This window comes from Lacibacter sp. (assembly GCF_035299325.1).
Taxonomy (GTDB): domain Bacteria; phylum Bacteroidota; class Bacteroidia; order Chitinophagales; family Chitinophagaceae; genus Lacibacter.
The window spans coordinates 70380-84928 of sequence record NZ_DATGWT010000013.1 but is presented as its reverse complement, the minus strand read 5'-3'; the positions used below and the strand labels follow the sequence as shown (position 1 = coordinate 84928).

Genomic DNA, 14549 nt, shown 5'->3' with positions numbered 1-14549 from the left:
TTTAAAGAATCTTATCTAATAACTGAATGTATAATTCAATTCCTCCTTTTATCTCGTCAATATAAATATACTCATCGGCTGTATGACTTCTTGCACTGTCGCCAGGACCCATCTTCAATGCCGGGAACGGCATTAATGCTTTATCGCTGGTTGTAGGTGAACCATAATAACCACGACCTAATTCTATTCCTGCTTTTACCAACGGATGATCCATGGGTATTGATGTTGATTTCATTCTTGTTGTACGTGGCTTGAACTGGCTCTTGAGATTTTGTTTCAACTCACCAAGAATTTCATCGAACGTATAAAGTTCATTCACCCGCACATCAATCACAAATTTACATTGCGGCGGAACCACATTGTGCTGTTGATTTTCTGTTCCGATTACCGTTACCGTCAACATTGACTCCCCTAACAACGGACTTACTTTATCGAACTTATAATTACGGATCCATTCAATATCATCAACCGCAATGTATAATGCATTCACGCCTTCTTTGCGAGCAGCATGACCAGCCTTGCCTTGTGCAATACAGTCGATCACCATCAACCCACGTTCTGCAACGGCCATGTCCATTTTTGTTGGCTCGCCTACAATACCAAAGTTGATATTTCCGAGATAAGGTAATACCAGTTCAATACCGTTTACACCGCTGATCTCTTCTTCAGCACTTGCAGCAAAAACCACATTATGCGAAAGATTTTCTTTTTCGTAGTAATACAGAAAAGTTGCGATCAAACTCACCAAACAGCCACCGGCATCATTACTGCCAAGACCATATAATTTTCCATCTTCAATAATTGGTTCAAACGGATCTTTTGTATACTTCGCATTGGGCTTCACCGTATCATGATGCGAATTAAGTAATACCGATGGTTTTGATGCATCATAAAACTTGTTCTTTGCATACACGTTGTTGCCAACACGAAAATGTTCAATTCCTTTTTGTGCAAAAAAGTGAATAAGAATTTCTGCAGTTTCGTTTTCCTCTTTTGAAAAAGACGGAGTGGCGATCAGCTGCTTTAACAATTCAAGCGCCTCTGTGTGAAGTTGGCTGATGTCCTGGTTTGCCATAATAATTTTTTTAACTGTTTGTAATGGATGTTCCGCTTTCTCCATTGATCAGATCTTTCAATTGCTCTGCTTTACCAATTACTACTTTTTTTACGCCACTGTTTAACGCAGCAAATGCGTTATCAAGTTTCGGGATCATGCCCGCAAATATTTTTCCTTCTGCTTTTAATTCTTGATACGATGATGGATCGATATTGCTGATAACCGTTGTATCATCATTTGCATCGAGTAAAACACCTGCTTTTTCAAACGAGTAGATAAGACTTACTTCGTACAAGCTGCTCATTGCTTTTGCTACTTCCTGTGCAATTGTGTCTGCATTGGTGTTGAGTAGTTGACCGTTACCATCATGTGTAATGGGAGCAACTACCGGAATAAATCCATGATCTAACAAACTACTCCAGCTTTTTGCATTTATCTTATCCGACTTTACATCGCCTACAAACCCGTAATCAATTTCTTTTACCGGACGCTTATTGGCAGGAATTAAATTACCATCTGCACCAGTAACTCCAATGGCATTGCAGTTGAGTGCCTGCAATTGTGCAATTACTTTTTTGTTGATTAGACCTGCATACACCATTGTTACTAAATCAATGGTTGCTACATCGGTGATGCGCCGGCCATCAACATATTTACTTTCGATGCCGAGCGTTTCACCGATCTTTGTTGCAACTTTACCGCCGCCATGAATAAGAATCTTTCGTCCTTCCACTGCAGCAAAACTTTGCAGGAACGATGAAAGCTTTGTTTCATCATCCACAATGTTGCCACCAATTTTTATAACAATCAGCTTATCCATTTCCTTTTAATATTTCTGCCAACACTGTTTGTGCGGCCCATACACGATTACTCGCTTGTTGAGTAACGATGCTGTTGCTGCTGTCGAGTACTTCATCGCTTAACTCTACATTTCTGCGAACGGGCAAGCAATGCATCACTTTCGCATTATTGGTTGTTTTCAGTTTTTCTTCTGTCAACATCCATGCAGGATCGTTACAATAGATACGACCATAATCAGTATAAGTGCTCCAGTTTTTCACATATACAAAGTCAGCATCTTTCAACGCTTCGTCCTGGTTATGTGTGATGGTTGCGCCTTTGGTGAATTGCTCATCCAGTTCATAATCTTCCGGATGGGTAATTACAAAATCTGCTTCACCCCATGCATTGATCCATTGTGCAAAACTGTTGCTTACACATTGTGGCAATGGTTTGATGTGTGGAGCCCAGGTCAACACGATTTTTGGTTTGCGTTTTTCTTTGAATGTTTCTGTAATGGTGATGATGTCGGTCAAGGATTGCAACGGATGTAATGTTGAACTTTCCAAACTCACCACCGGAACGCCTGCATATTTGATGAACTGTTTAATGAACAGTTCGCTGTAATCATCTTTCTTATTTTGTAAAGATGGGAATGTGCGGATAGCCAGCACATCAAAATAATTTCCGAGAATAGGCGCTGCATCTTTTACATGCTCTACTGTTGTTCCACTCATAATAGCCTCTTCTTCAAACTCCCAGCTCCAGCCTTCGCTGCCTACATTGAATACGATCGGTTGCATACCGAGATTCTCAGCAGCAATTTGTGTACTTAAACGTGTACGCAAACTGGGGTTTAAAAAAATTAAACCCATGCGTTTACCGGCACCCAATGTTTTGTCAACAAGCGGATTTGCTTTATATGCCAATGCCTTTTCTACAAGTGCATTGATATTTGCTACATCATGAACGGAAATGAACTGTTTCAATTCTTTTTTCTTTTTTTATTCCAGATATAAATTACCAGCGTTGCAACCAGCATATAGAATATAAACAAGGGCAACATTCCAAAATATCCTTTCATCATAAAGCCAGTCATACTATATTGACTAAATGATGGATTTGCCAAAAACAAAATGCTGTCAATTAAGAATGGTATTGCTAAAAGAAGAAATACTACCGCTAATTTTCCAGTTACATTTTGTTTCATAAAAACGAATTATCCTTTCATCGCTTCAAGCTCTTCCTTCACTGCATCAATAAACATTTCTGCATCTCTCTTCTTCAAACCAAGACTTGGTAACAAGCGGATCACGTTAGGTTTTGCTTCACCGGTGAAGATCTTTTGATTGAGCAATAAATTTTTCTTGAGGTCTTTATATTCTTCCGGTACATCAAAGCCAATCATTAAACCACGGCCACGTACATTTTCCAGTTCTTCAATCTTCTCCAATTCTTCACGCAGGTATTTACCGATCATCACCGCATTGCCCATCAATTTCTCTTCTTCCATTACTTCCAGCACTGCTAATGCGGCCGCACAAGCCAAATGATTACCACCGAAGGTGGTGCCCAACTGGAAATGTTTGGGTTTGATGTGTGGTGCAATAATGATTCCGCCGATGGGGAAACCATTGCCCATACCTTTTGCCATGCTGTAGATATCTGCATTTACGCCTGCAAAATCATGACTGAAAAATTTACCGCTTCTGCCATAACCACACTGCACACTGTCTGCAATATAGACTGCACCATATTGGTCGCAGAGTGAACGGATTTTTTTAAGGAATGAATTTTCAGCGACATTAATACCACCTACACCTTGAATCCCTTCAATGATCACCGAAGAAATTTCATCCCCTTGTTTTTTGAAACAAGCTTCCAAAGCTGCTTCATCGTTGAAAGGAAGAAAGATCACATTATCAGTTTCGTTTACCGGTGCGATGTAATTTTTATTATCAGTAGCACTTACGGCCAATGATGTACGACCGTGAAATGCTTTCTTGAAAGCCACAATTTTTTTACGTCCGTTGTGGAAGCTTGCAAGCTTCAGTGCATTTTCATTTGCTTCAGCTCCTGAGTTGCAAAGGAAAAGTTGATAATCTTCTTTACTGCTTACTTTACCAAGCTTGGCTGCTAATTCTTCCTGTAATGGAATTTTAATCGAGTTAGAGTAGAAAGCAATTTTGTTTAATTGCTCTTCAATTCGTTTTACCCAATGCGGATGTGTGTGTCCGATACTGATCACTGCATGACCTCCGTAAAGATCCAGGTACTGTTCGCCTTGATCGTCCCATACATAAGTGCCCTTGGCTTTTGTAATGGCGATGTTGTTAATTGGGTAAACGTCGAATAAATTCATGTTCTTGGTTTTACCACAGAGGCTCAGAGACACGAAGAAAGACTCAGTGCTCTTTGTGTCTCTGTGGTTATTTAAAAATAATTTGCTTTCAATCTTAGACCGGTTGTTTCATCTAATCCAAACAACAGGTTCATATTTTGTACAGCTTGTCCGCTAGCGCCTTTCAATAAATTATCTGCTGCGGAATGAACAACAAGCATGTCAGCAACTTTCTCCAATTGAATGAGGCACTTATTTGTATTCACCACTTGTTTTAAGAAAACTGCTTCTTTAATCACATGTGTAAATGCAGCATCAGCATAAAAATCTTCATAGAGTTTATTCAGCTCATCCAGGCTCTTTTCACATTTCAATTGTGAACTGATGAAAATTCCCCTTGTGAAATCGCCACGCCACGGAATAAAGTTAACAGCAATATCGCTGTTGGGTTGTAACTGCAATAGTGATTCGCCGATCTCTCCAAGATGCTGATGCGTTAATGTTTTATATGCCTGGATATTATTTGCTCTCCAACTGAAGTGCGATGTTGCAGATAAACTCTGTCCTGCTCCTGTACTGCCGGTGATGCCGGTTGAGTACACATCTTTCAACAAACCCGCTTCTGCTAATGGCAATAAACCGAGTTGCAAGGTTGTAGCAAAACAACCGGGGTTTGCAATGTTGTTTGCTGTTTTAATTTGCTCTTTGTTCAATTCCGGTAAACCGTAAACAAATTTGCGGTTGCCAATTGTTGAACTATTCGCTAAACGAAAATCGTTAGCTAAGTCAATTACTTTGATCTTTTCATCGATTTTATTCTCTGCTAAGAATTTTTTTGATTCGCCATGACCGAGGCAGAGAAACAATACATCTACATCATTTGCTAATTCACCGGTGAACTTTAATTCTGTTTCTCCAACGAGATCCTGGTGTACTTTATAAACAGGTTCACCTGCATTACTTCTGCTGTGAATAAACGATAACTCAGCAGAAGGATGATTGATCAACAAACGGATCAATTCACCACCCGTATAACCTGCTCCACCTATAATTCCAACTCTAATACTCATAATTAAAAATTAAGAATGAAGAATGAGAAATGAAAAAGTGAAGACAGATGCCTCAACTACTTTCTCATTCTTAATTTTTCATTTATTATTTTTCATTCTCCGCCTGCACCGAAGTCCAGATAGAAGTTTGATTGCCGAATATTTTTGAGAAGCCTCTCACATCATCACCTGTAAAGCCGGTGTTCATTTCACCATACTTACCAAACTTGCTGCTCATGAGATCGTATTTGCTTTCGATACCAATTACCTGGAAACGGTAAGGCATCAGTTGTACGAACACATCACCTGTTACATTTTGCTGACTGCTGATGAAATACGCTTCAACATCTCGCATCACAGGATCAAGAATTTGTCCTTCGTGCATCCAGTTACCGTAGAATTGCGCAAGTGTATCTTTCCATTGCAATTGCCATTTGGTGAGCACATGCTTTTCTAATGCATGATGTGCTTTTAAAATCACCATTGGAGCAGCGGCTTCAAAACCAACACGGCCTTTAATACCAATGATGGTATCACCCACATGAATATCTCTTGCAATACCATAAGCTCCGGCAATTGATTGTAAATGATTGATGGCGTCAACCGGATGATCGAACTGTTGATCGTTCACCGCTTTCAATTCACCTTTTTCGAAATGAAGTTTTACTTCTTCGCTTCCGGTTTTAGTTACCTGCGTAGGCCATGCTTCTTCCGGCAACATGCCTTTGCTGTTGAGGGTTTCTTTACCGCCAATGCTTGTTCCCCAAAGTCCTTTATTAATTGAATAAGCTGCTTTTTCAAAATTCATTTCTACTCCCTTGCTCTTGAGGTAAGAAATTTCTTCCTCACGACTAAGCTTCATATCACGAATAGGAGTGATAATCTCAACACCTGGAATCATGATGTGGAAGATCATATCGAAACGCACCTGATCGTTACCTGCACCAGTGCTGCCGTGTGCTACTGCATCGGCATTTAATTTCTTTGCATGTTCCGCAATATGCAATGCCTGGCTTAAGCGCTCAGCACTTACACTTAACGGATACGTATTATTCTTTAAGCAGTTCCCGAATACCAGGAACTTAATGATGCGTTCGTAATATCCTTTTACTGCATCAACAGCGGTATGCGATTTCACGCCCAGCTTGTAAGCATGTGCTTCGATCTTTTTTAATTCTTCTTCGCTGAAACCACCCGTGTTTACAATCACCGAATGAATTTCATAACCTTTTTCATCACTGAGATATTTGGCGCAGTAAGTAGTATCCAATCCACCACTAAAGCCGAGTACAATTTTTTTGTTTGCCATTGCTGAATAGAATTATTGAACGTACAAGTGAGTGACACAACAACTGATCAACTATGAACCGTTGCCGGTTATACCCATTTATAAATGAAAAAAATATTGTAAGAATCTTTTTACTTTGCTTTCGCCGCCGCTTCCTTTATCATCTTTGTCTTTACGCAGAAATGGTTTTAATAATTTCCATTCTTTAAAACGTAACAAACGTTCAAAGCCTTTTTTATTTTCTTCGAAGTATTGTTTTGTTTCTTCCGGCTCATAATGATCTTTAGGATCGTAAAGCATAGCAGTGCACATACAGTTCTTGCGCTCTTTGCTCATGAGAATATCGTAGTTCACACAGCTCTTGCAACCACTCCAGAATTCTTCATCTTGTGTTAACTCGCTGTAGGTAACAGGTTCGTAACCGAGATCAGAATTAATTTTCATTACTGCCAAACCGGTTGTTAAGCCAAAGATCTTTGCTTCAGGAAATAATTGTCTTGATAATTTGAAGATGCGTTCTTTAATCTGTTTGGCAACACCGCTTTTCCGGAACGCAGGTGATACAATCAATCCGCTGTTGGCAACAAAGGCGCCGTGGCTCCATGTTTCAATATAGCAGAAGCCAACCCATGTACCATCTTTTGTATGGGCGATCACCGATTTGCCTTCGCTCATTTTATTCGCCACATATTCGGGGCTACGCTTGGCAATGCCAGTGCCTCTTGCTTTGGCACTTTGCTCCATTTCGTTGGTAATTGTTTCAGAATAGTGAGTATCGCCACTATTGGCTACACGTATAATAATTTCCTGATTGTCCATGATTGTAAATGCTTAACAAAACCGGGATGACCAATCCTAAGAGTATTACCGGGAGGTTGTTCACTGACAGGGGCCGTGGTGAAGGGCTCGTCCTATCAGACGATGCGTCGAGGTCGTGGGGAAAATACATAGAAGTTAGAAGTGCTGTTGTTGGCACTAACTTCAATTGTGTGATATGTATTTGCGTTTGTCAATTGCTTAATAAAATTGAGGAACAAAAGTAATTGATATAATTATATAATGGACATAAAATTTTCGTAAAGGTTTAAGAACGATAGTTAGTGAAACAAGCGAGACTCAAGCTGTTATGCGTCTTGCTTCGTTCTGCTTCTTGATAAATGAAATGATGAGTCCGCTGATGATGATACAAACAATGCCCATCAAAGAAACAGCATCTGGAAAAGCATCACCCAACATCATACCAATGAAGATGCTGAAGATGATGCCTGCATAGCTGATGGCTGAAACAACGCCTGCTTTATCTGCTCCATAGGCCTTGGTAACGAAGTATTGTCCAAATAATGCTGATGTGCCCATTAGTATTACCGGAAACCACTCGGATTGCTGTGGCCAGCGCCAGTTGATGAAAAGAATTTCATCCGCAGGTAATTGCAACAGGTAACGAAGCAATGTAAACAGCAAAGGAACAAGCACGCCTGTCAGCACAAAAGAGAGTACGATCACTCGTGTATCATAATATTTTGTTAGTCGGCCAACTGTTAGATAAGCAATTGCAGAGAGTATGCCGCTCAATAATCCTGCAAGATGATAGTACCAGGGAAAATGAATATTGGGTTTGTAGATGAGCAACATGCCTGCAAAGCCAAGCAACACAGCCAACAATACCCAGCGACCTTCGTATTCTTTAAACAACAGGAAGGAGAAAAGTGCAATGAATAAAGCTGAAGTAAGATTATAACTCATGGCCGTTCCCAAAGGCAAATGCAGGATACAATAGAGTAACATATAAACTGCTGAAGTGCCCATTAGTCCACGAAAGATGAGCCGGAGAAGTTTACCGCCGGTTTGCTCAGGTGCACGATTGATCAAACTGATGGTTATAAATAATAATCCAATACTGTTGCGCCAGAACACCAATTGGCCTGCATTAAAACTTCCTTTCAACGCTTTGGCAGCACCACCCATGATGGAAAATCCCAATGCTGCAAGCAACATGAAGAAGATGCCACGATATGTTGGAGAGATATTCAATGTTAATTGCCAACATTCTTGTTTGCTCTTGGCACCAGGTAAATATCTTTTTGCCTTCCGCCGATATAACGGAAACCATTCTCATCAAAATAGCCATCCTGCTCCAGCATAATGCGTATACTTTTTTTCCATTCGGGAATATCTGTTGCTGCGTTTAACTCAATGCTGTAAGCTGTTCTGTAGTTCATTGGGAAATCGCCTGAACCCGGCACTCCGCCTTGTTGATCCCATAAACCAATGGTTGGACCGGCGGCATGACCATGAAAACCTAATGGATGTGTATAGATAGTTGCAGCAATATTTTCCTTCTTCGCTTGTGCTAATGCGTCTGCAAGAATCTGGTTGCCTGTTTTATCTTTTTTGAATTGTGATGTAAGAATATCCTGCAAGCGGTTTGCTTTTGCAAATGCATCACGAATACTTTTCGGAACTTCTGTTTCTCCCGGCTTTAATACATAAGCATGTTCCTGCACATCGGTATTCAAGCGTAAGTAAGTGATACCAATATCTACATGCAACAGATCGCCGGGTTGAATTACATCATCTTTCGGACGATTAGAAAAACTCCGCAAGTGTTCAAAGCTTTGCGGATCGTTCCGTTGAACTGATACGGAAGGATGAAACCATGTACTGTAGCCCATTGTTCTGATCTTTTCACGGAACCACCATACTACATCATCCGTTGTTGTAACACCCGGTGTAATTACTTTTTCAGAAAATCCTTCTTCAATAATTCTTCTTGTTTCATACACAAGTTGTGGATAAATCTGCATCTCCCGTTCTGTTCTTGTTTCTAGCCAATTAACAGCAAGCGTTTCTGCACTCACCACTTTAGTTTTAAAAGCAGCAGGTAACTTTTGCATCATTTCGTTATAATCTGTTACATCCATTCCATCTGCATGACCAAAATTGGTAGAGGTGTTGATGCCGATCTTCCTTGGGTTTCTTGTTGTGATGATATTCATCAATGCATCCCACTGATCAGGAAATTTCTGCATGTCCCATTCGGCTTTGATGTTTTCGCCAACGTTGTAACGGGCAATAGCCAGCTTTTCAAAAACCTTCTTTTCAGGGTTATTATAAAATACAATGATGGTTCTGCGGCGTGCAGAGATCCAGGTTGCAGGAAGCATGGTGCGGATAACAGGGTCTTCATTGTACTCTCTTGAAACGATCACCCACAGATCAATACCATTTCGTTCCATTAATACAGGCAAGAGATTATTAAAGCGATCAGCAAGAATTTCATCGATCACTTTCGCCTGCTCACGCATCGGAAGTACTTGTGCATGATTAAAACAAACAGACGTAAGCAAAAGAAGGAGTAAAAAATACTTTTTCATACATTTTATTTACTGTTCGAATGTACGAAAGCCATAAAGTATTACCTGTGTAAGAAAATGAGGAGAAAAAAGTTTGCGGAATGAATTTTTACATTATTTTAGCAAACCTTTTAAAAGAAAAAGGTCACCTGTAGAAACAGCTGACCGTTAACGATTGCTTGCCATATAAAAAAATAGATCTGTATCTTTACCTGTCGCTTGAAGCGACTTGATTCTTGGCCGTTTACGATGCTTCCCCTTTAACGATTGCCTGCCATATACTTTTTAAGCCCGAATCCAAGACAAAAATAATCTTGTTGTTTTTGTGCTTCAAATCAAATAACGGGTCTTTTTATGACGTCAAAGTCGGGGAAAGACAGTGAAACACAGGCAGGACAAGGGTTTCAGGAAAAAAAAACATTATGGCCAACAGGTTTTCAGATACATTATTTCAATTAGTTCACTCCCTCGAAAAAGCCGAGAAACGGCATTTTAAACTCTACATCAAGCGTAGTTCTTCAAAAGAAGACCTTAAAATCATCCAGCTTTTTGATGCATTAGATAAAATGCAGGAGTATGATGAACATGTGTTGCTGCGCAAACTCACTGATAACAGCAAAACAAAACTCGCCAACCTTAAAACACATTTATACAAAGAATTATTGGCCAGTTTACGTTTATTGAAAACAGGTGAGAATGTGGATCTGCAGTTGAGTGAACACTTAGACAATGCCCGTTTACTTTACAACAAAGGATTAAAGCAGCAAAGCTTACGCATTATAGAAAAAGCAAAAGAGCTTGCACGTGCAAATCAAAAGTTCAACACACTTGTACAGTTGATCTCACTTGAAAAGAAAATTGAAACATTACATATTACACGCAGCTCTACTGATAAGACAGAGATGATGGCTGAAGAAGCTTTTCAGATCAGCAGTCATATTGATCGTGTAACACGTTTATCAAATCTTGCATTGTTGTTATATCGTTGGTATGTATTGAACGGACATGCACGCAATGAAGATGATGAGATTGATATAAAAACTTTTTTCAAAAGTTACTTACCGAAAGATCTTTCACTCATCAATGGCTTCTATGAAGAATTGTATCTCTACCAGAGTTATTGCTGGTATGCATTTATAAGACAGGACTTTTTAATGTATTACCGCTATGCAGAAAAATGGGTGAACCTGTACAGGGCAGAACCGCATTTGAAAAATATTGAAACAGGTCATTACATTAAAGGCATGCAGGCGTTGTTGAATGCACATTTCGATCTGCGTAATTTTAAAAAGTTTGAAGAAACGTTGAAAGAATTTGAAGCGTATGAAAAAACGCCGGAAGCACAAATGCACGACAACTTCCGCACACATACTTCCATTTACATTAACAGCTCTCGGGTAAATGGCCATTTAATGAAAGGTACTTTCAAAGAAGGTTTGAAACTTGTGCCGCTTATTGAAGAGAAGCTGAGTGAATATTCGTTGTTTGTAGATCAGCACCGCATTCTTGTATTCAATTATAAAATTGCATCGTTGTATTTTGGCAATGGCAATTATGAAAAAGCCATTGATTATCTCCACCGTATTATCAACGGACCGATGGATATGCGTATTGATCTCCAGTGTTATTCACGGTTGATGCATTTGCTGAGTCATTACGAACTGGGTAATTATGAAATTCTTGATTCACTCAGTAAATCCGTTCACCGTTTTATGGAGAAGATGAAGAACCTTACAACAGTGGAAGAAGCAGTATTCAAATTCCTGAAGACGAGTTTTACGCAATCGCCTGATAAGATTAAAACCGCATTGGAAAAATTATTGCAGGATATCAAGCACCTGGAGAAGAACCGTTTTCAAACAAGATCGTTCGCTTATCTAGATATCATTTCCTGGGCTGAAAGTAAGGTGTATAATAAAACGATGGAACAGGTGGTGAACGGAAAATATAAAGCCAGCAGTCGCAAGTAATGTCATCCCGACCTGTCCCGCAAACGGCGGGAGGAACGAGGGATCTGCTCCTTTCTTTTACTGAAGCTCAGCAGATGCCTCCTGAGTCAGCATAACAACAACATCAGCATTATATCTTCATCAAACGTTCAACTGCCTGTTGTAATGTTCTGTTTTGTTTACTAAAACAAAAACGAACAACCTTATCATCTTTCTGGTTGTGATAAAAAGCAGAGAGAGGAATGGTGGCAACACCTGCTTCTTTTGTTAAACGTATAGCCAGATCTTTATCTGCTTCATCGCTGATGCGCCCATAGCTTGCACAAACAAAATAACTGCCGCTTGTATTCAGCAGATCAAACTTTGTCTGCTTCATCAATTCAATAAAATAATCACGCTTCTGTTGCATAAAACGTGGGAGCGATAAGTAAGCATCTTTATTCTTTAGATAATCAGCTAACGCAACCTGTGCAGGTGTAAAACAACTGAAACAATTAAACTGGTGTACTTTCCTGAACTCTTTTGTGAAAGCTGCAGGTGCAATACAGTAGCCCATTTTCCAACCCGTGCAGTGATAGGTTTTACCAAATGAAAAGTTTACAAAGCTGCGTTCAAATAACTCAGGATATTTCAACATGCTTTCATGCGGAAGTTCATCATAAATCAAATGTTCATACACTTCATCGCTCACAATAAAAATATTGGTGCCGGCAACCACAGATTTCAATTCAGCAATATCATTTTTATCTAACACACTTCCTGTTGGGTTATGCGGCGAATTAATGAGGATCGCTTTTGTTTTTGCGGTGATGGATGCTCGCACCAACTCCCAATCAATTTTATAATCAGGATAAGTTAGTGGAAGCGGAACTGCTTTTGCGCCGTTGATCTCAATGTTTGGAATATAGCTGTCGTAAGCAGGTTCAAACAATATCACTTCATCGCCGGGTTGCAATATGGTAGTTAACGATGAGTAAATAGCATAGGTACCACCGGGAGTAATGGTAATTTCCGTATCTGGATTCACTTTTGTTTTGTATAAGAACTCAACTTTTTCTGCAATACTTTCCCGCAAACCAATCAGCCCCGGCATTGGTGCATATTGATTATGCCCGTTCTTCATCGCTTCAGCAACTTTGGCTGTTAGCTCTTCACTCATCGGATAATCAGGAAACCCTTGTCCGAGGTTCACGGCTTTGTGTTCAGTTGCCAATGCACTCATTACGGTGAAAATAGTAGTGCCAACGTTGGGAAGTTTGCTTTTGATCTGCATAGCTACAAAGTAAAGAAGATGAATTGTTTCTGTAAGCAATTATTATGTAGAACTCTTTTTCCATCTTTAACTTACAGTTGTTAAACGGTTAAATACTTATCTTTCTTTTTCTAAATATTAATAACGATGAATGCCCGCCGAAAGTTTCTGCAACAATCTACACTCCTGGCTGCAGGAGGTTTACTGATTCCTGCGTTTGAATCCAATGCGTTTTCTATTTTCAAAAACAGGGTTTCCCCTTCCGATCAGGTAAACATTGGTGCCATTGGTATTAAGGGAATGGGATGGGCCAATGTAATGGCTGCATTAAAAATTCCCGGTGTAAATCTTGTTGCTGTTTGTGATGTTGACAAATCTGTTATCGATAAACGGCTGGAAGAGCTAAGCAAAAAAAATATATCTACTTCCAACATAAAAAGATATAGCGATTACCGGAAGCTGCTTGAACAGAAAGATGTTGATGCGGTCATCATCGGTACCCCCGATCATTGGCATGCACTCATGATGATTCATGCATGTGAAGCCGGTAAAGATGTGTATGTTGAAAAGCCGGTTGGTAATTCCATTGTTGAATGTAACAGAATGGTAGCCGCACAAAAGCGTTACAATAAAATTGTACAAGCCGGACAATGGCAACGAAGCCAGCAGCACTTTAAAGATGCTGTTGATTTTGTACATAGCGGGCAGTTGGGAAATATCCGCACTGCCAAAGTATGGTGCTACCAGGGTTGGATGAAACCCGGTCCGGTTGTTCCTGACTCTGCACCGCCTGAAGGTGTGGATTATAAACAGTGGCTGGGTCCTGCTAAAATAAGACCGTTTAACAGCAGCCGCTTTCATTTTAATTTCAGATGGTTTTGGGATTATGCCGGAGGATTGATGACAGACTGGGGCGTGCATCTTTTAGATTATGCACTGATTGGTATGAAAGCAGATCTGCCCATCAGTATTGCAGGACTTGGCGGAAAGTTTGCTTATCCCGATCTGTATGAAGAAACGCCTGACACCTTAACCACGTTATATGAATTTGATAAATTCAACATGGTGTGGGATTCGGCAATGGGTATTGATAATGGTTCTTACGGAAGAGATCATGGCATTGCGTTTATCGGCAATAACGGAACACTTATTTTAAATCGTGGTGGTTGGGAAGTAATTGAAGAACGGCAAAGTAAAAATAAGGTGATCATGCCTTTCCAAAAATCTTCAGATAACGGGCTTGATAAACATTTTGTGAATTTTATTGCTGCTGTAAAGTCACGCAAGGCTGAAGATTTAAATTGTTCCATACAGGCGGGGGCGCATGTGGCTACTGTTGCACAAATGGGAAATATTTCTTTCAGAAGCGGAAAAAAATTATTGTGGAATAAAGCCAAAGGGGCATTTACCGATGAAGCAATTAATCAACAATATTTATTGAGCAAATACCACAACGGATATCAGCTGCCGAAGGTTTGAT

The 14549-nt window shown here is 39.9% G+C and carries 13 protein-coding genes; 2 read left to right on the top strand and 11 right to left on the bottom strand.

Annotated elements, in window-relative coordinates; translation table 11 throughout:
• Position 1: 1 nt before the first annotated feature.
• The 10 genes from VK159_RS08440 to VK159_RS08395 form a co-directional block, all read right to left on the bottom strand.
• On the bottom strand, positions 2-1075 hold the full coding sequence (locus tag VK159_RS08440) for a M20 family metallo-hydrolase (RefSeq protein ID WP_324229688.1): 1074 nt from the start codon (positions 1073-1075) through the stop codon (positions 2-4).
• A gap of 10 nt (positions 1076-1085) precedes the next feature.
• Positions 1086-1877, bottom strand: a complete 792-nt coding sequence (argB, locus tag VK159_RS08435) for an acetylglutamate kinase (RefSeq protein WP_324229687.1) — start codon at positions 1875-1877, stop codon at positions 1086-1088.
• On the bottom strand, positions 1870-2826 hold the full coding sequence (locus VK159_RS08430) for an acetylornithine carbamoyltransferase (protein ID WP_324229686.1): 957 nt from the start codon (positions 2824-2826) through the stop codon (positions 1870-1872). Before VK159_RS08430 ends, argB begins: the two co-directional genes overlap by 8 nt.
• Positions 2823-3047 (bottom strand): hypothetical protein, encoded by a 225-nt coding sequence (locus VK159_RS08425; protein WP_324229685.1) that lies wholly within the window; start codon positions 3045-3047, stop codon positions 2823-2825. The genes VK159_RS08430 and VK159_RS08425 overlap by 4 nt, the downstream gene beginning before the upstream one ends.
• A 9-nt stretch (positions 3048-3056) precedes the next feature.
• Positions 3057-4199 (bottom strand): aspartate aminotransferase family protein, encoded by a 1143-nt coding sequence (locus VK159_RS08420; RefSeq protein ID WP_324229684.1) that lies wholly within the window; start codon positions 4197-4199, stop codon positions 3057-3059.
• Positions 4200-4270: 71 nt separating this feature from the next.
• Positions 4271-5248 carry an N-acetyl-gamma-glutamyl-phosphate reductase gene (gene argC, locus VK159_RS08415; RefSeq protein WP_324229683.1) on the bottom strand — a complete coding sequence of 326 codons (978 nt, stop codon included), beginning with the start codon at positions 5246-5248 and terminating at the stop codon, positions 4271-4273.
• 85 nt (positions 5249-5333) lie between these two features.
• On the bottom strand, positions 5334-6536 hold the full coding sequence (gene argG, locus VK159_RS08410) for an argininosuccinate synthase (RefSeq protein ID WP_324229682.1): 1203 nt from the start codon (positions 6534-6536) through the stop codon (positions 5334-5336).
• Positions 6537-6614: 78 nt separating this feature from the next.
• Entirely contained in the window at positions 6615-7334 is a 720-nt protein-coding gene (locus VK159_RS08405) for a GNAT family N-acetyltransferase (protein WP_324229681.1), read from the bottom strand.
• 297 nt (positions 7335-7631) lie between these two features.
• Positions 7632-8546 carry a DMT family transporter gene (locus VK159_RS08400; RefSeq protein ID WP_324229680.1) on the bottom strand — a complete coding sequence of 305 codons (915 nt, stop codon included), beginning with the start codon at positions 8544-8546 and terminating at the stop codon, positions 7632-7634.
• 2 nt (positions 8547-8548) lie between these two features.
• Positions 8549-9889, bottom strand: a complete 1341-nt coding sequence (locus tag VK159_RS08395; protein ID WP_324229679.1) for a M24 family metallopeptidase — start codon at positions 9887-9889, stop codon at positions 8549-8551.
• A 401-nt stretch (positions 9890-10290) separates the two neighbouring features.
• Between VK159_RS08395 and VK159_RS08390 the strand changes: the two genes are divergently transcribed.
• Positions 10291-11838, top strand: a complete 1548-nt coding sequence (locus VK159_RS08390; protein WP_324229678.1) for a hypothetical protein — start codon at positions 10291-10293, stop codon at positions 11836-11838.
• A gap of 109 nt (positions 11839-11947) precedes the next feature.
• Here the strand turns inward: VK159_RS08390 and VK159_RS08385 are convergent, their stop codons facing one another.
• Positions 11948-13090: a methionine aminotransferase gene (locus tag VK159_RS08385; RefSeq protein ID WP_324229677.1), complete on the bottom strand. Its 1143-nt coding sequence runs from the start codon at positions 13088-13090 to the stop codon at positions 11948-11950.
• A 126-nt stretch (positions 13091-13216) separates the two neighbouring features.
• Between VK159_RS08385 and VK159_RS08380 the strand changes: the two genes are divergently transcribed.
• Positions 13217-14548 carry a Gfo/Idh/MocA family oxidoreductase gene (locus VK159_RS08380; RefSeq protein ID WP_324229676.1) on the top strand — a complete coding sequence of 444 codons (1332 nt, stop codon included), beginning with the start codon at positions 13217-13219 and terminating at the stop codon, positions 14546-14548.
• Position 14549 lies beyond the last annotated feature (1 nt).

Bases quoted from the DNA above. Each gene is read 5' to 3' on its own strand.
- VK159_RS08440 (WP_324229688.1), bottom strand. From the start codon at position 1,075: ATGGCAAACCAGGACATCAGCCAACTTCACACAGAGGCGCTTGAATTG.
- argB (WP_324229687.1), bottom strand. From the start codon at position 1,877: ATGGATAAGCTGATTGTTATAAAAATTGGTGGCAACATTGTGGATGAT.
- VK159_RS08425 (WP_324229685.1), bottom strand. From the start codon at position 3,047: ATGAAACAAAATGTAACTGGAAAATTAGCGGTAGTATTTCTTCTTTTA.
- VK159_RS08420 (WP_324229684.1), bottom strand. From the start codon at position 4,199: ATGAATTTATTCGACGTTTACCCAATTAACAACATCGCCATTACAAAA.
- argC (WP_324229683.1), bottom strand. From the start codon at position 5,248: ATGAGTATTAGAGTTGGAATTATAGGTGGAGCAGGTTATACGGGTGGT.
- argG (WP_324229682.1), bottom strand. From the start codon at position 6,536: ATGGCAAACAAAAAAATTGTACTCGGCTTTAGTGGTGGATTGGATACT.
- VK159_RS08405 (WP_324229681.1), bottom strand. From the start codon at position 7,334: ATGGACAATCAGGAAATTATTATACGTGTAGCCAATAGTGGCGATACT.
- VK159_RS08395 (WP_324229679.1), bottom strand. From the start codon at position 9,889: ATGAAAAAGTATTTTTTACTCCTTCTTTTGCTTACGTCTGTTTGTTTT.
- VK159_RS08390 (WP_324229678.1), top strand. From the start codon at position 10,291: ATGGCCAACAGGTTTTCAGATACATTATTTCAATTAGTTCACTCCCTC.
- VK159_RS08385 (WP_324229677.1), bottom strand. From the start codon at position 13,090: ATGCAGATCAAAAGCAAACTTCCCAACGTTGGCACTACTATTTTCACC.
- VK159_RS08380 (WP_324229676.1), top strand. From the start codon at position 13,217: ATGAATGCCCGCCGAAAGTTTCTGCAACAATCTACACTCCTGGCTGCA.